The following is a 21367-nucleotide window of genomic DNA, read 5'->3' as shown; positions in this document are numbered from 1 at the left end:
GCATCCCGCAAAGAGGTTGGGGCCAGCCGTACCGCGCTGTACGCAACAATGAAAGGGGTAACAATGAGGCCAGAGCACCAGGTGATCCACGTCGTGATCTTGGACGACCATGCCGTTGTTCAGCACGGGATTTCTAGTTACCTGACTGGGAAGGCATTGAAGTAGCGGCGAGTTTCGCGAAGTCGCGCGATTTGATTCGTTGGCTCGAAGCGAGTCACGCGGATGTGGTGCTGCTTGACTACACGCTCGGCCCCGGCGAGATCGACGGCCTCAATCTCATCAAGCTCGTCAACACGCGCTTCCCGGATTGCCGAATCCTGATGACATCGAGCAGCGATACCCCAGCGACGGTCAACATGACAATGCACGCCGGGGCGCTCGGCTTCTTCGGCAAGAGCGAAGATCTTGATGAGTTGGCGTATGCAATCCGCGTGGTGGCCAACGGTCGTCCGTACATCAGCACTAACTTGGCCGCGCGGATGGAATCGAGCGCGACGCCCGATCCTCGGGTTGCAGAGGCAAAGGCAGCGAGCGGCGACGGCGCGCCGTCGATCGAGTCCGGATTGTCCGTAGACCTGCGCCTCAGCCCGCGCGAGCACGAGGTTCTGCGCTGTTTTCTCGCCGGCATGAGCGTGTCCGACATCGCATCGAAGTTTTCCCGCAGCCGCAAGACGATCAGCGCGCAAAAGCAATCTGCGTTTCGCAAATTGGGTATCCGCAGTGATGCCGAATTTTTCACGTCGCGCAAGCTGATGGAGCGAGGCTGAGCTGCCTTTTGCAATGCGTGCGACCGGCGGCTGATTCCCGATACGGGCTAGGATGATGTCGAAATCTTGCGCTAGAATTACTGTATATTTATACAGTATTTTGGAGCTGAATCGTGAATCAGACTGCCGTCCATGCTCATCCGATACGCCGCCCTGATGATCGGGCTCACGCCATTGAAACGCTTCTCGACTCAAGTATGTATTCTGAGGCGGGGGGAATAACCCTTTGGGGGTGATTTTGATTTTCGTGCGCTTTTCCGGTTAGACGTCTTTAGTCCTGGCAAGGACTTGCCTTGCGGCCCTAAATATTTATTCCGACAAAACAATGGGTTAGTGTCTACCCTTCGCTAACGAAGCAGAGGGCATCTCCAGACGTGACCGCATTGAAGATGAGCGGTCCCTCGACCGGCGGCGCCAGTACACCCGGTCGTTAGGCGCTCCGACTGGTTGACGGAATGGCTGATAACGCGTCGGGGAACGCCAAGTTCTCGGTCAACGATATCGAGGCGTTATTCGAACCTATTCCGAGCCTACCGGCATACGTGCCAGCCACCCAATCCGGCTCGCGCGCCCGCACCGGCACGTAACCCCATCCAACGACCGCCATGAACGCCTCCGCAGTCGATGCAAAACGCGAACAGCGAATCACAATGGAGATCGTGGTCGACACATACACCGAAAAGGAGTGCGCAACGGCGTGGCATTGCCATCTTGATGGTCAGATCTCGTTTCCGTTCAAGGCTCGCGTGCGCCAAGTCATGGAAGCCTCGCCGCTCAAGGCCGGTGAAATAATCACCGTTGTAGCGCTCGCGCACGAGCAACTCTGACGCGCGGCGATCTTTGTGGCGGTGAAACACGGCGACCGCGGCATCGTCGCACCCCTGGCTCAGTTGGCACCCGTTAGTGGGAGCTTCCGCACACGAGAAGCGGTCTTCGACTGGCACTACTGGCATGATCACGGCTACTCGTTCTGATCGCGCCAAATTCCCGCCCGTCGGGTGCCGATCGCGACCTCGCCACACCATCAATTCGCCCTTCGCACACCTCTGAAATCCTTATCCCATAAGGGATTGACGGGGATTTTCAGTTTTCGGGGGATGGGCAAAAATAGCCGATACCGCGCAATCCGGCGGAAAATATCGATCCTTATTTTCTCGGATCAAATGATACATATCGGTCTATCTAATAGTCAAGGCGACTTACATGTCCGAGTTTCGGGCCAACGGTGGTGGAGCTTTCCCTTTGCACGTCTGGCATCAAGCGGCCAGAGGTACCTGATTCGGCGATGCTAGAATAATCCGTCTACATGGTATGAAACCTCGAGGAGGAGGGCACGGTCGTGAGAGCCAACAAACGCCAGGTGGTGGTAGACAAAGCTACCGAACTGTTCTCCCGGCACGGTTTTCATCCGGTCGGCGTCGACTGGATCATCGACGATTCGGGCGTTGCGCGAATGACGCTCTACCGGCATTTTCCGAGCAAGGACGAACTCATTCGCGAAGTGCTGGTTCAGCGCTACGACCTGATCATCGGCAGCATCGAAACGCAACTGCGGGACGTTCACGATCCGGTCGAGCGAGTCAAGACGATCTTCGACTGGTACGAAGCCTGGTTCAATACGCCGGAGTTTGCCGGCTGCCTGTTCGAGCGCGCGTTGGCCGAATTCGGAACCGCGTACGCGCCGATCTCCGACGTCGCGATCCGCTACCGCCGCAAAATGGTCGAATGGATCGCCGAGTTGCTCCAGCCGCTCGTGTTGCCCGAAACGGCACGGCAGTTGGCCGGCGTCTACATGATGCTGCTGGATGGCGCGACGGTCGACGCGCGGGCGTTCAACGATTCCGCATCCGCAGGGCGTGCATGGCACGCCGCGAAGGCCCTGCTTGAACAGGCTATGAGTGCCGCGAATCGGCCTGCAACAGACGCGGATCCCGCGACGCAGCTTGCATAGCGGGCCAGCCTGATACGCAGCCGCCGGATCGCCTGGCCCTCGGAGGGGGGCGGCGGCTTTCGCCGAGCCGAATACCGCCCCCAAGGTTATGCGCGGCTTCAGTCGTTCCCCTGCTCGAGCACATTCTGCGTGAGCGTGACCGACGGAATCGTCGGCTTGAGCAACGCGCGGCGCGCGCGGCTGCTCAGCCAGTTCCAACCGGCCACGAGCAGCAGCGCGACCAGCGGGATCGACGCGATCGTCCACGTCCCGTTCGGGTAGTCGAATGCCATCAGAACCAGCACACCGAGCAGGAACAGTAGCGTGAGCCACGATGTGACGGGCGCGCCCGGCATCCTGAACGACACGTCTTCCACCTCGCCACGCCTCACCGCGGCACGAAACTTCATCTGGCACACGACGATGAAGCCCCACGTGCTGATGATGCCGAGCGACGCGATGTTCAGCACGATCTCGAACACGCTCGACGGCACGAGATAGTTGAGCAGCACGCCGACCACGTAGATCGCGACCGTCACGAGAATGCCCGCGTACGGCACGGATTGCGCGCTCATTCGCGAAAGGAAGGCGGGGGCCGAGCCGCCCATCGACAGCGAACGCAACACGCGCCCGGTCGAATAGAGGCCCGAGTTGAGGCTCGACAGCGCCGCCGTCAGCACCACCAGGTTCATTACCGAACCGATGCCCGGCACGCCGAGCGCGCCGAAAAACGTGACGAACGGGCTCTGGCCCGCCTTGTACGCGCTCCACGGCAGCAGGCAGACCAGCAGAACGACCGACGCGACGTAGAAGATCGCGATTCGCCAGATCACGTTGTTGATCGCGCGCGGCAGTACCTTGCGCGCGTCCTTGCACTCGCCGGCGGCCGTGCCGACCAGTTCGACGCCCGCGAACGCGAACACCACGCCCTGCACCAGCACCAGCGCGGGCATCAGTCCGTGCGGAAAGAACCCGCCGTTGTCGGTGATCAGATGCATGCCGGTGTCGTGGCCGGCGACCGGCACGCCCGTGCCGAGGATCAGCGAACCGATCGCGAGAAACAACACGATCGCGGCGACCTTGATCAGCGCGAACCAGAACTCCATCTCGGCGAACCACTTCACGCCAATCAGGTTCATCGTCGCGACGATGCAGAGCGCGACGAGCGCGAAAATCCACTGCGGAACGCCCGCGAACGGTGCCCAGTAATGCATGTAGAGCGCGACGGCGGTGATGTCGACGATGCCGGTCATCGCCCAGTTCAGGAAGTACATCCAGCCTGCGACGAACGATGCCTTCTCGCCCAGGAATTCGCGTGCGTACGACACGAAGCTGCCGCTGCTGGGACGATGCATCACGAGTTCGCCGAGCGCGCGCAGGATCAGGAACGAGAACGCGCCGCACACGAGATAGACGATCGCGAGCGACGGCCCGGCGGCCTGCAGCCGGGCGCCGGCCCCGAGGAACAGCCCCGTGCCGATTGCCCCGCCGATCGCGATCATCTGCACCTGTCGATTGCCGAGGGTCTTGTGATAGCCGGCTTCGTGCGATTCGAGCCAGCTGCGTTTGTCGGTTTCTCCGGTTGTCGACGGTTCGGGAATCGATGCCATGACTGTATCCTCGCGCACGGATGTGATTGGAATCATCCCGATCGCGAGACAATCGGGAGCCACCGGTACCGGAGGACTCGGGCGCGAAATCAAGCGCACCCGTCCTGATTGCGGTTCGCCGATCGTGGCGAACCGCACGGTACGTCGAGAACGTATTCAGCCGTAATTCCGGTCACAAACAGAATGCAAATTTCGACTGAACCTGTTCGAATCCGCGCATATGGGCCTCGGTGACGACGCCGCAAGGCGGGCACGCCGGCGTCCGAATCCCCCGGGTGTACCAGTCAGGTAATTTGGTGCGCCGGCGCGCACTGCGGGGGCAACCGCCGTCGCCTGCGCCGATTCGTGCACCAAAATGAGGAATCCGGCTCAACGAAATTTCCGTGTCGTGCCGGTGCGGCAAGCATTTCACAGCGATGGCCCGGTTTTTGCTAGAGGTGTCCGGCCGCGCAACGGTTGCGCGCTGCCCGACGACATACCAGACAAGGAAGATTCACCGTGAGCCCGACGACTCGACCGTTCCCCCGACGCACCTGGCTGGCTGCGCTGCTCGCAGCCCCCGTGATGGCGCTGTTCGCTGCTGCGCCGGCGCATGCCGATGCGCTCGACACCATCGCGAAAAGCGGCGCGCTACGCGTCGCGGTGCCTGAAGACTATCCGCCGTTCGGCTCGGTCGGCACGGACATGCAGCCGCAGGGTTACGACATCGACATGGCCGAACTGCTCGCCAAATCGCTCGGCGTGAAGCTGAAACTGGTGCCCGTGAACAGCGCGAACCGCATTCCGTATCTGACGACCAACAAGGTCGACATGGTGATCTCGTCGCTCGGCAAGACGCCGGAGCGCGAAAAGGTGATCGACTTCTCGACCGCGTACGCGCCGTATTTCCAGGGTGTGTTCGGCCCGGCGGACGTGAAGGTGGCCGCGCCCGCCGATCTGACCGGCAAGACGGTCGGCGCCACGCGCGGCGCGCTCGAGGAGATCGCGCTGTCGCAGCTCGCACCGAATGCGACGATCAAGCGCTTCGAGGACAACAACGCGACGATCCAGGCGTTCCTGTCGGGGCAAGTGCAGCTGATCGCCGCCGGCAACATCGTCGCGGCGGCGATTCTCGCGAAGAATCCCCCGCGTCGGCCCGAGGTCAAGTTCGTGATCAAGAATTCGCCGTGCTTCGTCGGCGTCAACAAGAACGAACCGCGCCTGCTCGCGAAGATCGACGATGCGATCGCGCATGCGAAGCAGGACGGCACGCTGGGCGCGATGTCGAAGAAGTGGCTCGGCCAGCCATTGCCGGCCGGCCTGTGACGGATCGCCGTGTCGCCTGATACATCGCCAGCGCGGCGGGTGTCAGTGTCCGAACCCGAATTCATTCAATCGTCATGAGCTATCAGCTTCAATTCGGCGAGCTCGCCGAATACGCCGGTGTGTTCGCGAGCGGCGCGGCGATCACGCTTGCGCTGACCGCGGTCGCGACCGTGCTCGGCGTGGCGATCGGCGTGCTCGGCGCGGCCGCGTACAGCGCCGACGCGCCCGCGGCCGTGCGGCTGCGTCCGCTGATCGGCGCGTACGTCGAGGCGATCCGCAATACGCCGTTCGTCGTCCAGCTGTTCTTCATCTTCTTCGGACTGCCCGCGCTCGGCGTGCACATCGACGAATACACGGCTGCGATTCTCGCGATGACGCTCAATCTCGGCGCGTACTCGGTCGAGATCGTGCGCGCGGGCGTCGCCGCTGTCCCGAACGGGCATCTGGAGGCGGCATCCGCGCTCGCGATGTCGCGCTCGCAGATGCTGCGCCACGTCGTGCTGCCGCAGGCGCTCGCCAAGGTGTTTCCCGCGCTCTCGAGCCAGATCGTGATCACGATGCTCGGTTCGGCGGTCGTGTCGCAGATCTCGGTGGCCGATCTGACCTACGCGGCGGGCTACATCCAGTCGCGTAACTTCCGCGCATTCGAGACGTATTTCGTCATCACGCTCGCGTATCTGGCGATGGCGCTGCTGCTGCGTGGCGCGCTCGGCACGGTGGGGCGCCGCCTCTTCTCCCGCCGCGTGCGAGGTGCGCGATGACCGATTTCACGTTCGGGCAGATTCTCGCGAACCTGCTGCTGGCCGCGCGCTGGACGATCGTGCTGTCGATCGTGTCGTTCGTGTCCGGCGGACTCGTCGGCCTCGGGCTGCTCGTGATGCGCGTGTCGAGTTCGACGGTGCTGCGCGGCATCGCAAAGCTGTACATCGAAGTGTTTCAGGGCACGCCGTTGCTGATGCAACTATTCATCGTGTTCTTCGGCCTGCCGCTCGTCGGGCTCGACGTGCCGCCCTGGGTCGCGGCCACGGCAGGGCTCACGTTCTTCACCAGCGCGTATCTCGCGGAAATCTGGCGCGGGTGCGTCGAGGCCGTGCCGAAAGGGCAGTGGGAGGCGTCGTCGAGCCTGGCCATGAGCTACGTCGAGCAGTTGCGTCACGTGATCCTCCCGCAGGCCGCCCGCATCGCGATCGCGCCGACGGTCGGCTTCGGCGTGCAGGCCGTGAAGGACACGGCATTGGTATCGATCATCGGCTTCACCGAGTTGACGAAGGTCGGCATCGCGATCTCGAACGCGACGTTCCGGCCGTTCGTCGTGTACGGCCTCGTCGCGCTGATCTATTTCGCGCTTTGTTATCCGCTTACCCGTTATGCGCGCACGTTGCAAAGGAGATGGCATGCCGCTCGTTGAAACCCGTGGTCTCGAAAAGAACTTCGGCACCCATCATGTGCTCAAGGGCATCGATTTTTCCGTCGAGCGCGGGCAGGTCGTATCGATCATCGGCCGCAGCGGCTCGGGCAAGAGCACGCTGCTGCGCACGCTCAACGGGCTCGAGAGCATCGACGCGGGCACGATCTCGATCGACGGCGAACGCGTCGATGCCCGGCACGCCGACCTGCGTGCGCTGCGGCTCAAGGTCGGGATGGTGTTCCAGCAGTACAACCTGTTTCCGCATCTGAGCGCCGGGCAAAACGTGATGCTCGCGCAGTCGGTCGTGAAGAACACGCATCGCCAGCAGGCGCGCGCGATCGCGGAGCTGATGCTCGAACGCGTCGGCCTCGGCGACAAGTTCGACGCGTTCCCGGAGCAGTTGTCGGGCGGCCAGCAGCAGCGCGTCGCGATCGCGCGTGCACTCGCGATGAAGCCGAGCGTGCTGCTGTGCGACGAGATCACGTCCGCGCTCGATCCCGAGCTCGTCGGCGAGGTGCTGGGCGTCGTCGAGCAACTCGCGCGCGAGCACATGACGCTGATCATGGTCACGCACGAGATGAATTTCGCGCGTGCGGTGAGCGACAGGATCGTCTTCATGCACCAGGGCAGGGTGTGGGAGAGCGGGACGGCCGAAGACATCTTCGAGCGGCCGCAGACGGTGGAGTTGACGCGGTTTCTGGGCAGCGTCCGGAACACGGAAGCCGTTGCGCGCTGATCGGCCATGCCTGCGCCGTGCTGACATCGTCGCCCGGATCGCCGACAATCCGGCGTGTGCGCCGCGCCCGCGCGCGCCGAGCCGCCCGAGAGAGTCCTCCATGTCCGGAATATCCATCAGGTCCGCCAGCCTCGACGATGCGCAGGCGATCGCCGATTTTCACGTCAAGGTCTGGCGGCATACCTATCGCGACCTTGCCCCGGCGCAAGCGCATGCCGTCCTCGACGAGCATTATCGCGACGGGAAATGGCGGGAGAAGCTGGCGTCGAACGAGCGCGACCAACTGGTGCTCGTGGCGCAAACCGATGGCACGATCGTCGGCATCGGAGCGGCCGGCGCGCCGTCGGAGCCGATTTTCGGCGGCCGTGGCGAAATCAAGTTCCTTTATGTCGATCCCGACTTCAAGCGTCGCGGCATCGGCCGCATGCTGCTTGCGCAACTCGCAGCGCATCTGCAAGCGTTGCAGTATCCAGGCGCCGCGTTGAGCGTCGTCAAGGGAAACGCGGCCGCGATTGCGTTTTACGAGGCGTTGAACGGCCGGTTCGCGGGCGAGTACGTCGATGCGGGGCCGATCTGGCGATCGCGGAACATCGTCATGGTGTGGGACGGCTTCGCGAATCTCGTTGCCTGATGTCCAGCGGGCATCACGCGAGGCGCGCGCGCAGCCACGACGTGAATGCGGTCACGAGCGGCGTCTCGGTCAGCTCTTGACGCGTGACGAGATAGTACGCATGACGTGACGGCACCGTTTCGCTGAACGGCCGAACGAGCGTGCCGTCGATCAGGTCGTCGCGCACCGACAGGCTGTCGCCGAGCGCGACGCCCTGGCCGTGCACCGCGGCCTCGACGCCGATGTGCGCGTTGCCGATCTCGAGGATGCGGATGCCCGGCAGCCGGTCGGCCTTCGCTTCGGCCAGCCAGCGCATCCACGAGCCCGCGTGCTCGCAGAACAGCGTGCGCCGCGCGAGATCCTGCACCTTGCGGATCGCATCGCGCCCGTTCATCAGCGCGGGGCTCACGACCGGGAACAGCGCTGGATGGTCGAGCAGCTCGACGTGCCGGTTGCGCCAGTTGCCTTCCCCATAGCGGATGCAGACGTCGACATCCGGCGAATAGATCTCGCGCTCGTCGTTCGACGGAATCACCTTCAGATGGATGCCCGGATAGCGCTCGAGAAAATCGCCGATGTGCCGGGCGAGCCAGCGCGACGTCAGCGACAACGGCGTCGACACGACGAGATCGCCGACGGCAGCCGGCGAATCGAGCCGGACGGTGGCGTTCGCGATGATGTCGAACGCGGTGCCGACCGGCTCCAGCAGCGCTTCGCCCTCAGGCGTCAGCTTCACGCGCGCCTTTGATCTGATGAATAGCGCGACGCCGAGCGTGCTTTCGAGAATCCGGATCTGGTGGCTCACCGCGCTCGCGGTCACGTGCAGTTCGTCGGCGGCGGCCGACACGCTGCCGCGCCGGGCGGCGGCCTCGAACGCGCGAAGCGGGTTCAACGGGGGAAGGCGGTTGCGCATCGGCGGGGGTGTCGGCAGAGACGGTGCTGAGAAAAATTTCATTTAAGCGGATTCAATTTCTCGCTACAACAAAAAAAATTGAATGCCTACAGTGGTGGGACTCCAACCGAGACAAGGTCGACCGCAATGAGCCTTACCGAACCGATCGAGCGCCTGTGGGGCGGTCGCTTCCAGTCCGAACCGTCCGACGCGCTGCAGAACCTGTCGCGCTCCGATCCGAGTTTCTACCGACTCGTCCCGTACGACCTGGCTGGCTCCCGCGCGCATGCGCGCGAGTTGAACCGCGCCGGCATCGTGAACGACGACGAGCTCGCGCAGCTGCTGGCCGCGATGGACGGCATCGCACGCGACTACGCGGCCGGCGCGATCGCGCCGTCGCTCGCCGACGAGGATGTGCACACCTTCCTCGAACGCGTGCTCACGCAGCGGCTGCCGGCGCTCGGCGGCAAGCTGCGCGCAGGGCGCTCGCGCAACGACCAGGCGGCGAACGACCTGCGCCTGTATCTGCGCGACAAGGCGCGCCAGCTCGTGCGCGGCGTGCTCGACCTGCAGGATGCGCTGATCAGCCAGGCCAGCCGGCACGTCGACACGGTCACCGCCGGCTTCACCCACCTGCAGCCCGCGCAGCCGATCGTGTTCGGCCATCAGTTGCTCGCGCATGCGCAGTCGCTGTATCGCGATGCCGACCGCCTGGTCGACTGGGACCGCCGCACCGCACGCTCGCCGCTCGGCGCGGCCGCGCTGGCCGGCTCGGCGATCTGCGTGCGGCCTGATCTTTCCGCACAGGAGCTCGGTTACGACGCACCGTGCGAGAACTCGATCGACGCGGTGGCCGCGCGCGATCACGTCGCCGAATTCGCGTTCGTCACCAGCATGCTGGCGGTGGATCTGTCTCGCCTGTCGGAAGAAGTGATCCTGTGGACGTCGCGGCAATTCCGCTGGGTGGAACTCGACGACGGCTACGCGACGGGCAGCTCGATCATGCCGCAGAAGAAGAACCCGGACATCGCGGAACTCACGCGCGGCAAGGCGGGGCGCCTGATCGGCAATCTGACGGGCCTGCTCGCGACGCTCAAGTCGTTGCCGCTCGCGTACAACCGCGATCTCGCGGAAGACAAGATCGCCGCGTTCGATTCGATCGACACGCTCGAACTCGTGCTGCCTGCGATGGCGGGGATGATCCGCACGATGCGCGTGAACGTCGACGAAATGCACCGCCAGGCGCCGCTCGGCTTCACGCTCGCGACCGAGGTCGCCGACTGGCTAGCGCTGTCGGGCGTGCCGTTCAGCGAGGCGCACGAGATCACCGGCGCGCTCGTGCGCGCGTGCGAACGCGACGGCATCGAGCTCGCGGATGCCAGCGCGGAGCAGCTGCAGGCCGTCGACCCGCGCCTCGCGCCGGCGGTGCGCGCGCATCTGACGCTCGACGCGGCCGTCGCCGCGCGCGGCGGCGCCGGCGGCACGTCGCCCGCGCGCGTGCACGAGCAGATCGGCCGCCTGAGCATCGCGATCGAACGCCAGGCCGCGTGGGCAGCCGACTACCGGGGGCCGTCATGCTGAGCGCATCCGATTCGCACCGTCTCGACGGCGCACCGGCCGCGGCCGTCGCCGCGGACGACACCGCCGCACTCGTGCGCGTGCGCCGGCGCTACTGGGGCCGCTATGTCGCGTCGATTGCGATCATCGCCGCGCTCGCCTACGTGGCGCTCGCGTTCGCGCGCGGGCAGATCGAATGGCGCGTCGTCGGCCAGTTCCTGACCGCGCGGTCGATTCTCACCGGCCTCGGCAACACGATCGTGATGACCGTCCTCGCGATGACACTCGGCATCGTGCTCGGCGTCGTCACCGCGGTAATGCGGCTGTCGTCGAACCCGGTGCTCGGCGCGATCGCGCAGGGCTACATCTGGCTGTTCCGCGGCACGCCGGTGATCCTCCAGCTGCTGCTGTGGTTCAACCTCGCGCTGGTGTTTCCGACGCTCGGCATTCCCGGAATCGCCGAGTTCAGGACCGTCGACGTCATGACGCCGTTCCTCGCGGCGGTGCTCGGGCTCGGCATCAACCAGGGCGCGTATACGTCGGAAGTCGTGCGCGCGGGGCTGCTGTCGGTCGACACCGGCCAGTACGAGGCCGCGAAATCGATCGGCATGGCGCGCCTGCAGGCGCTGCGCCGGATCATCCTGCCGCAGGCGATGCGCGTGATCGTGCCGCCGATCGGCAACGAGCTGATCGGCATGGTCAAGCTGACGTCGCTCGCGAGCGTCGTGCAGTACGCAGAGATGCTGCACAACGCGCAGAACATTTATTACGCGAATGCGCGCGTGATCGAGCTTCTGATCGTCGCAGGCATCTGGTATCTCGCGGTCGTCACCGTGCTGTCGTTCGCGCAGGCTCGCGTCGAACGGCGCTTCGCACGCGGCGCGGGCCGCGCGGCGGGCCGCAAATGAGCGGCGCGACTCACAACCGTAAGGAGAACGTCATGACGAACGCAGTCGTTCGCGCGGTCGACGTGCGTAAGGCGTACGGCGATTTCCAGGCGCTGCACGGCATCACGCTCGACGTCGCGCAGGGCGAAGTGCTGTGCATCATCGGGCCATCGGGCTCGGGCAAGAGCACGTTCCTGCGCTGCATCAACCAGCTCGAGACGATCAGCGCGGGCGCGCTGTGGGTCAACGGCGAGCTGGCCGGTTACCGGCGCACGGGCAACCGGCTCCACGAGCTGTCGGAACGTCAGGTCGCGCGCCAGCGGCTCGCGACGAGCATGGTGTTCCAGCGCTTCAACCTGTTCCCGCACAAGACCGCGCTCGAAAACGTGATCGAGGGGCCCGTGCAGGTGCTCAAGCGCCGCCGTGCGCAAGCGGAAGAGGAGGCCCGCGCGCTGCTCGCGCGCGTCGGCCTTGCGCACAAGTGCGACGCGTTTCCGGTCGAGCTGTCGGGCGGTCAGCAGCAGCGCGTCGCGATCGCGCGGGCGCTCGCGATGCATCCGCAACTGATCCTGTTCGACGAACCGACATCGGCGCTGGACCCGGAGCTCGTCGGCGAAGTGCTGGCCGTGATGCGCGATCTCGCGAAGAGCGGGATGACCATGATCGTCGTCACGCACGAGCTTGGCTTCGCGCGCGAGGTCGCCGATCGCGTCGTGTTCATGGACGGCGGCCGGATCGTCGAGAGCGGGCCACCCGACCAGGTGCTGTCCGCACCGACGCATGCGCGCACCCGCGACTTCATCTCGGCCGTGATTGCCTGAGCGGATCGCGCCGCCGACAAGACGTGCAACGCAGCACCGCGGTACCCCCTTACACCACCACGACAAGGCTACACCCCATGAAAGCATCCGTCCTGACCCGCACGCTGGCCGCTGTCGCATTCGGCGCGCTCGCACTTCACGCTTCCTTCGCGGTCGCGCAGGCCGCGAACGTCAAGCGCACGCTGAACGTCGCGATCGTGCCGAACTATCCGCCGTTCGAATACAAGGACCCGGCGACCGACAAGCTCGCGGGCTTCGACGTCGACCTCGGCGAGGCGCTCGCCGCGAAGATGGGCGCGAAGCTGAACTGGGTCGAGACGAGCTTCGACCAGATGATGAGCGCCGTCGCGACGCAGCGCGTCGACATGATCCTGTCCGGCATGACCGACCTGCCGACGCGCCGCGACGCCGTGACGTTCGTCGACTACATCGAGACGGGGCCGCAGTTCTACGTGCTGAAGACGCGCGCGGGCGAATTCGCGCAGATGGGCGCGCTGTGCGGCAAGCGCGTCGGGTCGAGCCGGCGCACGTCGTTCCCGGACAACACGACCGCGTGGAGCGCGGAGAACTGCGTGAAGGCCGGCAAGCCGGCGATCGTGGTGGTCGGCACCGACGGCTCGTCGGATGCGCGCATGCAGCTGCGCCAGAACCGCATCGACGCGGCCGTGCAGGGCGGCGAGACGCTGCCGTACCAGAACAGCCTCGAGCAGAACGCCTACGCGCCGGTCGGCAAGCCGTTCCTGTCGCAATACACGGGCATCGGCGTCGCGAAGAGCAACACCGCGCTCAGCAGCGCGCTGACGACGGCGCTCAACCAGATGATCGCGGACGGGTCGTATCACAAGCTGCTCGCGAAATGGGGGCTGCAGGAGCACGCGGTGGCGAAGGCGATGGTCAACGGCACGCACTGAGCGCGCGATGACGGCCTCGGCTCCCCGCTGGCCGGACGCGAAGCGCGCGTGCGTCGCGCTCGCGTTCGATCTCGACGGCCCGACCGGCGACGCGATGCTGAACGGGTCGATCTGGCGCAACCCCGCGTATTTCACGCTCGGCAGCTACGGGCCATGGCGCGCGCTCGGCCGGCTGCTCGACGTGCTCGCGTCTTTCGACCTGCCCGCGACGTTCTTCGTGCCCGCGTGGGTTGCGCGGACCTGGCCCGCGCAATGCGCGGCAATCGTCGAGCGCGGGCACGAGATCGGTTATCACGGCTACCGGCACGAAGCGTTCTGGACGCTCGAACCCGAACGGCAGCGCGAGATCATGGCGCAGTCGGCCGAAGTGCTCTACCGCACGCTCGGTGTACGGCCAGTCGGCTTCCGCACGCCGTCCGGCGACTGGAGCGCGGCGACGGTGAGCGTGCTGCGCGAAGCCGGCGTGCGCTATTCGAGTTCGATGCGCGGCGACGATCGTCCCTATCTGCTGCCCGGCGCCGACGGCGAGCCGTCACTTGTCGAGATTCCCGGCCGCTGGGAGACCGACGATTACGCGTCGCTCGCGTATCACCGCAACCCCGACTATCCGGCCGGGCTCGACCGGATCGCCGGCTACGATGCGACGCTCGACAACTGGACGCGCGAATTCGACGGCATATACCGCGAAGGGCTGTGCCTGACGACGCTGCTGCATCCGAAAGTTTGCGGCAAGCCCGGCCGCCTCGCACTGCTCGAAGCGTGGTTCGAACACATGTGCGCGCGGGACGGCGTCTGGTTCGCGCGCTGTCGCGAAGTGGCCGACTGGTGGCTCGCGCAGCACGCGCACAACACGCAACCGACGCAACGGAGCAGCCTGTGACGACACTTCCAGCCTGGCCGGACGGCGCGCGCTGCGCGGTCGCGATCACGGTCGACTTCAACGACATACACGGTATCCAGACACGCGAGCCGCGCATCGTCGGCCGCGAGAAGTCGCTGTCGGTGTGGCGTTACGGCGCGACGCGCGGCGTCGAACGATTGCTCGATGCGTTCGATGCATTCGGTGTGCCAGCGAGCTGGTTCGTCCCGGGCATCGTCGCCGAAACGCATGCGGATGCCATACGCGAGATCGCCGCTGCCGGCCATGAACTCGGCGTGAGTGGCTATCGCTGCGAGGACTTCGACGCGCTGCCGCTCGCCGCGCAGATCGACGCGTGCCGCACCGGGCGCGCGGCGCTTGCGGACACGATCGGCCGCGACGTTGAAGGTTTTCGTTCGTTCACCGGCAACTGGGCCGAGGGCTTCGCAGACTGGCTCGTCGCGGAAGGCTTCACGTGGTCGTCGTCGTGGCGCGGAGACGATCTGCCGTATGTGCATCCGCGCGGCGACGACCGCGCGGACGGCGCGCGGCTCGTCGAGCTGCCGCTGCACTACGAGCTCGAGGACGAGCCATACTTCGAGTTCAACCTGTCGCCGCCGGTACCGGCCGGCCAGCCGCGCATCGCGGCGTACCGTGACGTACTCGACAACTGGCGGCGAGACGTCGACGGGTTTCGCCGCTTCGGGCTGTGCTGCGTGCTGCGCCTGCATCCCGAGATCATCGGCACCGCGGGGCGCATCGACTTGCTGCGCGCGTTGCTCGCTCATCTGCGCGACGCGGGCGACGTATGGTTCGCGACCGGGCGCGACATCGCGCGCTGGTGGCGTGCCCGGATGCCCGTCAATCCGCCGGGCCATCCGGTCGACGTGTTCTCGCATTGTCTCGCGGACGAATCGGCGCGATGAAGACGGAGACGCAAACGCGCGCCACGCGGCTCGCGGCGTTCGTCGCGCAGACGGCCGCCGATGCGTTGTCGGACAACGTCGTCGCGAAGGCCAAGCGTCATGTGCTCGACACGTTCGGCGCGGCGCTGGCGGGTACGTTCGCGGCCGAGACGCGCAGTGCGCGGGCGCTGACCGGCACGGTCGAGCGCGGCGGCACACCGCTGTGGGGTACACGACGAGCCGCGGGCGCGCGCGATGCGGCGTTCGTGAACGGAATCGCCGCGCACGCGCTCGAACTCGACGATTCCGGCGGCTGCGATCATTCGGGCGCGGTCGTGATGCCGGCCGTGCTCGCCGCGCTGTCGTGTGCGCAACGCCCGGTGACCGGCCGGGAATGCGTGGCCGCGATCGTGCTCGGCTACGACGTCGGCCGGCGCGTGCTCGAGGCAGCTGGAGGTTACTCGGCGCACAACGGGGCCGGCTGGCACTCGACGCTCAGTTGCGGTGTGTTCGGCGCGGCGGCAGCGAGCGCACGCGTGCTCGGTCTCGACGCCGCGCGCACGCGCGACGCGCTCGGCCATGCGGCGAGTTTCTCCGGTGGCTTGTGGGGCTTCATCCATGACGGATCGCAGACGAAGCGGCTGCATGCCGGCCGCGCGGCGGAAGGGGGTGTGCTCGCGGCGCTGCTGGCACGCGAAGGCGTGAGCGGCCCGGCCAGCGTGTTCGACGACGTCTGGGGTGGCTTCTTCAACACGTTCGCCGCGCAATCGCAGGCGCCCGACGCATTGACCGACGGCCTCGGCATGCACTGGAAACTGATGCGCTGCTCGATCAAACCGCACGCGTCGTGCCGCAGCGCGCATGCGGCGGTCGACGCGGCACTGCAGCTTGCCGAAGGTCGCACGTTCGAGGCCGGCGAAATCGAGCGGGTGGTCGTGCGAACCAGCGCATTCGTGGCGCGGATGTGCGGCGGCCGCGACCTGTCGACACTGTCGTCGTCGCAGATGAGCCTGCCGTACGCGGTTGCAGCCGCGCTTGCATTCGGCGACACGGGAATCGGTGCCTATCGCGACGACAGGCGCACGGATTCGCGTGTCACGGCGCTGCTCGCGCGCATCGCGATCGAGGTCGATCCGGCGCTCGGCGATCTCGACGAGCCGACCGTGATCCTGCATCGCGCGGACGGGCGGCGGGAATCGCGTCACGTGCCGATCGCACTCGGCGATCCGCGCAATCCGCTGTCCGATGCGGCGCTGCTGGCGAAGTTTCGTGCGCTGGCGGGCATCGCGCTCGCCCCTGCGCAGGTCGATGCGTTGAGCGACGCGTGCCTGTCGCTGGAGCGGTTGTCGGACGCGCGGGTGTTGAACGCGTTGCTCGCGGCCGATGACGGCGATTCACCTACCACGCCGAAATTCCGCCCATAACTCGTCGTTTCCGGAAACGTTCCTTGTCGGTTCCGCACTAATTCACGCGCCGCTCTGGTCGTTATCGAGGCATCGGTCTCGCACGTGCCGCCTTCGATCGGCTGAACACGCATGCGTCGCATGCAACGGTTTCGTGCTCAACGCTTCCCTCATCATGATCAGGAATTTCAGCATTCGCGTCCGGCTGGCGCTGGCGATGGGTTTTCTCGGCGTGCTGCTCGTCATCGGCGGCATCATCGGCGTCATTGGCGTGGCGATAAGCAACGACGACGTGAAGACGCTTTATTCCGACCGGCTCGCATCGTCGGAGGCGCTGGGGCAGGCGAATGTCGCGCTGTCGAGAACCCGTCTATGGCTGTATCGCATCGCGCTCGATCCGGACAGCCCCGACGTGCCGCAGGAAACCGCGACATCCCGTGAACTGCTCGCCGCGTCGAAAAAGGCGTGGGACGCGTATCGCGCGCTGCGGCTCTCCGGTCCCGAAGAAGCGCGCCGCGCGGCCGACGCGAACACGAAGTTCCACGCGCTCGTCGAGAACGGCCTCGAACCGATGTTCGGCGCCATTGCCGCCCGCGATCCCGCGAAAATCCCCGACGTCTGGCGGCACATACCGCCGTCGCTGTTCATCGACGTCTCCGACGCGATGGACGCGCTCGGCCGAATCCAGATCACGGCCTCGCGGGTGACGTTCGATGCCGCGCAGGCTCGTTTCCACTGGTTCGTCGGCATCGCGATCGCCGGCATCCTGGTCGCGCTCGGCGCAGCCGTACTCACGTGGTGGTCGCTTCAGCGCGCGATCGGCGCGCCGCTTGCGCACGCACTCGATCATTTCAGCGCGATTGCCGGCGGCGACCTGACGACGCGGATCGACGTCGATTCGACCGACGAGATGGGGCAACTGATGACCGGCTTGCGGGCGATGCAAGGCAAGCTGCTGCAAACGATTCGCGTGGTGCGGGAAGGTTCGCACTCCATTGAGACGGCCGCGCACGAGATCACGGCCGGCAACATGGACCTGTCGCAACGGACCGAAGAGCAGGCCGCGTCGCTGGAGGAAACGGCAGCCTCGATGGAGCAACTGACTTCGACGGTGCGCCAGAATGCCGAGAACGCGAAGCAGGCGAATCAGGTGGTGCACGACGCGGCGTTGCTGACCGAAGAGGGCAATCAGGCGGCGCAGGAAGTCGTCAGCACGATGCGCGGTTTGTCGGAAGCGTCGGGCAAGATCGCCGAAATCATCTCCGTCATCGAAGGCATCGCATTCCAGACCAACATCCTGTCGTTGAATGCGGCCGTCGAAGCGGCGCGGGCAGGCGAGCAGGGGCGCGGATTCGCGGTCGTCGCAGGCGAAGTGCGATCGCTTGCCCAACGCAGCGCCACGGCGTCCCGGGAGATCAAGGAACTCATCACGGATTCGCTGAGACGCGTCGAGACCGGTGCGCGACAGGTCGATCGCGCGACCGGGACGATGTCGGAGATCCTGACGTCGGTGCAACGCGTGCACGTGCTGATGGGCGAGATTGCCGCCGCGTCCGACGAGCAATCCAGAGGCATCGAACAGGTGAATCAGGCTGTGACGCAAATGGATCAGGTGACGCAGCAGAACGCGGCGCTGGTTCAGCAGGCGTCGGCGGCCGCGCTGTCGCTGCGGGAGCAGGCGGGGCAACTGGAGGCGACCGTCTCGGTCTTTCGGATCGGTTCCTCGCAGGCCGTTGCGTAAACCCGGGCGACCGGTTACCGGAGGCAGCCTATAATCGTTACCAGCTTGTCCAGGAAATCGCGGTTATCAGGGTGAGGGGTGTCCAAATGGGACAATGCCGTCGCATCTATTCGCGCTTCGTGCTCACAAGCTGGATCGCCGGTCTGGCGATTCTGGCCGGCCCAGGCCACGTGCACGCCGAGGACAGTCCGTCGAGCTTGCCAACCGATGTCAAGCAATCTGAAAGAAAGCTCAACGTCTATGCCGTGTATGGCGACGGACGCGCGACCGAGGGTGGCGACATGCATTGGCGCGCCTACGAAGTCGGCTTCGGTGACGTCCTGAATGACTACCTCTCGGTCTACCTCGCGTATGTGAACGAGGGGCATCCCCTGGATCACCACCGTGACGGCTTCGCCGCCCTGGGTTCGTTTCGTTGGCCGGTCGGCAGTCGCGTGGCCCTCGAATTCTCGGCGGGACCGTATTTCAGCATGGACACGACGCATGTCGACAACGAGGTGCGCAACGAAAAGCGATGGGGCGTGCGTGCGTCAGCAGCGGTGCGGTATTACGTCGTTCCCAACCGCTTCTTCCTCAAGGTCCAGTACAACCACGTCCAGATGATTGGCGGATTCAATTCCGACGCGGTGCTCTTCGGCATCGGCTCGGATTTCGGCGGCGATCCCGGCCCCGCGCTTTCGGACGGCAAGACGCAGGTTAGCGTTTGGGCCGGCACGTCGCAGACGAACCGTCCTCAAGTGCCGATCGAGAAAGGGTATATGGTCGAAGTCAAGCGGCCGCTCGGCAATGCGTGGGCCTATTCGGCGAGCTTCGTCTACGAGGGCAATAATGGTGTCGCCGGTCGAAGAGGTGTGGCGGCGCAACTCTGGTACGTCGCGCCGATCAGGAGCAAATGGACGCTTTCGGCAGGCGTAGGTCCGTATCTCTCGCGTGATCGGGACGAAGTCTCGAGCAAGACGAGACTCAATGCCTTGCTCAGCGCGCAGGTGACGTATCAGGTCACGAATGATTGGGCTGCGAGCTTGCGCTTCAATCGTGTCGCAACCGGCAACGACAAGGATCAAGACATGTTCATGGTCGGCGTGGCGCGCAATTTCTAGTGGCTGTAAATGCAGGTCTGCCGTGTTGCAATTTGAATTGACATAATGCTGATGATCAGCGTTTTGGATTGTAGTGGCTAAGTTGTAATGTCCGCTTCTAGCCAAGTTCAAATGTCCGCTTTTCGACCCATCGTAAGCTGATCGGCCGCTGGGAATCCAGCGCCGGAGGCTTTGATGGCTGGAACGGAACGGATCACGATGACGATGCGCGAGCTGGACAGATTCAAGGTCATTCAGGACGTCGCGGACGGCAAGCTTCAGCCGTGGCGCGCGGCCGAGCGACTCGGGCTGACAACGCGGCAGATTCGGCGACTGGTCGGCCGACTGCGTGAGCACGGGCCGCAAGGCCTCGTGTCTCAACGACGCGCGAAGCCCAGCAACAATCGATTGGACAGCACGACGGCTGACCGGGTGCAGTCGATCATCCGTGATCGCTACGCCGATTTTGGCCCGACGCTGGCCTGCGAGAAGCTCTGGGAATGTCACGGCATTCGGCTGGCCAAGGAGACGGTCCGGAAGCTGATGTCCGACGCTGGCCTGTGGGTGCCGCGCCGGCAGCGGCCACCGAAGGTTTATCAACCGCGGGCGCGACGCGCGTGCCTGGGGGAACTGATCCAGATCGATGGCAGTGACCATCGATGGTTCGAGGATCGGGCGCCGGCCTGCACGCTGCTGGTGTACGTCGACGACGCGACGAGCCGGTTGATGATGCTGCACTTCACGCAGACCGAATCGACCTTCAGCTACTTCGAGGCGACGCGCGCGTACATCGACTGCCACGGCAAGCCGGGGGCGTTCTATAGCGACAAGTACAGCGTGTTCCGCAACGTAACGCCAGGTAAGACTGGTAATCGGGTGACGCACTTCGGCCGCGCGATGTACGAGCTGAACATCGACACGTTTTGCGCGAACAGCAGTCCGGCCAAGGGGCGAGTCGAGCGAGCACATCTGACGTTGCAGGATCGCTTGGTCAAGGAGATGCGATTGCGCGGGATCAACACGGTGGGTGACGCCAATGCGTATGCGCCCTCCTTCATGGCCGCTTACAACGCACGTTTTGCGAAGCCGCCGAAGAGCGATTTCAATGCGCACCGACCGTTGCGCGCCGATGAGAATCTTGACTTGGTGCTGACGTGGCGCGAGCCGCGAAAAGTGACGAGGTCGCTCACGGTGCAGTACGACCGGGTAATGTACTTGCTGGAGGACACGCCGGAGAATCGAAAGTTGATCGACCGGCAGATCGAGGTGTGGGAGTACCCGGATGGGCGGATCGAACTCCGAACAGAGGGTCGCGTGTTGCCGTGCAGGCAGTACGACCGGCTGGCCGAAATCGATCAAGGTGCCATCGTCGAACACAAGCGTCTGAGTCACGTGCTGCAGATCGCGCAAGCGCTTCAGGCGCAGCGCGATAACAGCCGAATCGGTAAGGCACCGTCTCGAACGCATCGAGGCGACTCGACCAAGACGAATCGCAACACCACTCAGCCGAACAAAAAGAAGCAGCGTGAGTTCACGCAGGCCGATGTCGAGAAAGTGATCGTGGATCTCGCCGAACGCAGACAGGTCCAACAGCCTGCGCGCAAACCTGGCCGCCGGTCTGCAAGGGGCAGTGACGCAAGCGTAAGCACCCTGCCCGTTCAGGATCCGCTCTTCGACATTGCGTGATCTGTAACCCAAGAGAAACAAACATCAAGCCCGTAAGCCCGGACATTTCAACTTAGGGAAACACTGATTTATCCGGCTCTGTGGTCATCGCTGACGCAGCCGAGGACGTTGTAGAAGATAGTTCACGGAACGGGTCCACGACGATGAAACGGCAAATGAGCTTTGCGGAAGCGGAAAGCACGGGCAAGAAGCGCATGACTCGGCGCCAGCGTTTCCTGGAAGAGATGGAGAAGCTCGTGCCGTGGTCGCGATTGCTGACG

The 21367-nt window shown here is 64.9% G+C and carries 18 protein-coding genes and 3 pseudogenes; 19 read left to right on the top strand and 2 right to left on the bottom strand.

The window, feature by feature from the left end; all coding sequences use genetic code 11:
- The first annotated feature begins 63 nt into the window (after positions 1-63).
- From cblR to HWX22_RS30045, 3 genes and pseudogenes are all read left to right on the top strand, one after another.
- Positions 64-767 (top strand): annotated as a pseudogene (cblR, locus tag HWX22_RS30055) (cable pilus system response regulator transcription factor CblR).
- Positions 768-1372: 605 nt separating this feature from the next.
- Positions 1373-1741 (top strand): annotated as a pseudogene (locus HWX22_RS30050) (calcium-binding protein).
- Between the two features lie 365 nt (positions 1742-2106).
- A complete protein-coding gene (locus HWX22_RS30045) occupies positions 2107-2718 on the top strand; it encodes a TetR/AcrR family transcriptional regulator (RefSeq protein WP_175912237.1) in 612 nt (203 codons plus the stop codon).
- Between the two features lie 98 nt (positions 2719-2816).
- Here HWX22_RS30045 and ansP read toward each other — a convergent pair whose 3' ends face one another.
- Positions 2817-4307: an L-asparagine permease gene (ansP, locus tag HWX22_RS30040; protein ID WP_175916930.1), complete on the bottom strand. Its 1491-nt coding sequence runs from the start codon at positions 4305-4307 to the stop codon at positions 2817-2819.
- 498 nt (positions 4308-4805) lie between these two features.
- Here ansP and HWX22_RS30035 point away from each other — a divergent pair, with 498 nt between their 5' ends.
- From HWX22_RS30035 to HWX22_RS30015, 5 genes are all read left to right on the top strand, one after another.
- Complete coding sequence (locus HWX22_RS30035) at positions 4806-5612, top strand: transporter substrate-binding domain-containing protein (RefSeq protein ID WP_175912239.1); 807 nt, start codon at positions 4806-4808, stop codon at positions 5610-5612.
- A gap of 74 nt (positions 5613-5686) precedes the next feature.
- Positions 5687-6373, top strand: coding sequence for an amino acid ABC transporter permease (locus HWX22_RS30030; protein ID WP_175912241.1), 687 nt, complete (start codon positions 5687-5689; stop codon positions 6371-6373).
- The gene (locus tag HWX22_RS30025) at positions 6370-7020 is read left to right on the top strand and encodes an amino acid ABC transporter permease (protein ID WP_059700904.1); all 651 of its coding nucleotides are present in this window, start codon (positions 6370-6372) and stop codon (positions 7018-7020) included. Before HWX22_RS30030 ends, HWX22_RS30025 begins: the two co-directional genes overlap by 4 nt.
- Positions 7007-7756: an amino acid ABC transporter ATP-binding protein gene (locus tag HWX22_RS30020; RefSeq protein ID WP_059816700.1), complete on the top strand. Its 750-nt coding sequence runs from the start codon at positions 7007-7009 to the stop codon at positions 7754-7756. The genes HWX22_RS30025 and HWX22_RS30020 overlap by 14 nt, the downstream gene beginning before the upstream one ends.
- Entirely contained in the window at positions 7746-8387 is a 642-nt protein-coding gene (locus tag HWX22_RS30015) for a GNAT family N-acetyltransferase (RefSeq protein WP_244135321.1), read from the top strand. Before HWX22_RS30020 ends, HWX22_RS30015 begins: the two co-directional genes overlap by 11 nt.
- A 13-nt stretch (positions 8388-8400) precedes the next feature.
- Here HWX22_RS30015 and HWX22_RS30010 read toward each other — a convergent pair whose 3' ends face one another.
- Entirely contained in the window at positions 8401-9279 is an 879-nt protein-coding gene (locus HWX22_RS30010; protein WP_175912243.1) for a LysR substrate-binding domain-containing protein, read from the bottom strand.
- A gap of 126 nt (positions 9280-9405) precedes the next feature.
- On the opposite strand from HWX22_RS30010, the gene argH reads away from it, so the two are divergent.
- The 11 genes and pseudogenes from argH to HWX22_RS29955 form a co-directional block, all read left to right on the top strand.
- Positions 9406-10839, top strand: coding sequence for an argininosuccinate lyase (argH, locus tag HWX22_RS30005; protein ID WP_175912244.1), 1434 nt, complete (start codon positions 9406-9408; stop codon positions 10837-10839).
- On the top strand, positions 10833-11723 hold the full coding sequence (locus tag HWX22_RS30000) for an amino acid ABC transporter permease (protein WP_059693208.1): 891 nt from the start codon (positions 10833-10835) through the stop codon (positions 11721-11723). Before argH ends, HWX22_RS30000 begins: the two co-directional genes overlap by 7 nt.
- Positions 11720-12523 (top strand): amino acid ABC transporter ATP-binding protein, encoded by an 804-nt coding sequence (locus tag HWX22_RS29995; protein ID WP_082721950.1) that lies wholly within the window; start codon positions 11720-11722, stop codon positions 12521-12523. The genes HWX22_RS30000 and HWX22_RS29995 overlap by 4 nt, the downstream gene beginning before the upstream one ends.
- A 77-nt stretch (positions 12524-12600) precedes the next feature.
- Positions 12601-13434, top strand: a complete 834-nt coding sequence (locus HWX22_RS29990; RefSeq protein WP_059693162.1) for an ABC transporter substrate-binding protein — start codon at positions 12601-12603, stop codon at positions 13432-13434.
- Between the two features lie 7 nt (positions 13435-13441).
- The gene (locus HWX22_RS29985) at positions 13442-14314 is read left to right on the top strand and encodes a polysaccharide deacetylase (RefSeq protein WP_175912246.1); all 873 of its coding nucleotides are present in this window, start codon (positions 13442-13444) and stop codon (positions 14312-14314) included.
- On the top strand, positions 14311-15219 hold the full coding sequence (locus HWX22_RS29980) for a polysaccharide deacetylase (protein ID WP_175912248.1): 909 nt from the start codon (positions 14311-14313) through the stop codon (positions 15217-15219). Before HWX22_RS29985 ends, HWX22_RS29980 begins: the two co-directional genes overlap by 4 nt.
- Positions 15216-16622 carry an MmgE/PrpD family protein gene (locus HWX22_RS29975; RefSeq protein ID WP_175912250.1) on the top strand — a complete coding sequence of 469 codons (1407 nt, stop codon included), beginning with the start codon at positions 15216-15218 and terminating at the stop codon, positions 16620-16622. Before HWX22_RS29980 ends, HWX22_RS29975 begins: the two co-directional genes overlap by 4 nt.
- A 154-nt stretch (positions 16623-16776) precedes the next feature.
- The gene (locus HWX22_RS29970; protein ID WP_175912252.1) at positions 16777-18342 is read left to right on the top strand and encodes a methyl-accepting chemotaxis protein; all 1566 of its coding nucleotides are present in this window, start codon (positions 16777-16779) and stop codon (positions 18340-18342) included.
- Positions 18343-18428: 86 nt separating this feature from the next.
- The gene (locus tag HWX22_RS29965; protein WP_175912254.1) at positions 18429-19442 is read left to right on the top strand and encodes a hypothetical protein; all 1014 of its coding nucleotides are present in this window, start codon (positions 18429-18431) and stop codon (positions 19440-19442) included.
- Between the two features lie 174 nt (positions 19443-19616).
- Positions 19617-21107, top strand: coding sequence for an ISNCY family transposase (locus tag HWX22_RS29960; protein ID WP_175912256.1), 1491 nt, complete (start codon positions 19617-19619; stop codon positions 21105-21107).
- Between the two features lie 143 nt (positions 21108-21250).
- Positions 21251-21367: pseudogene (locus HWX22_RS29955) on the top strand (IS5/IS1182 family transposase); the annotation flags it as partial.

The sequence above is a fragment of the Burkholderia sp. BCC1638 genome (assembly GCF_902833195.1).
Classification (GTDB): domain Bacteria; phylum Pseudomonadota; class Gammaproteobacteria; order Burkholderiales; family Burkholderiaceae; genus Burkholderia; species Burkholderia diffusa.
The sequence above is the reverse complement of the archived record's forward strand: the minus strand, read 5'-3'. Positions and strand labels throughout refer to the sequence as shown.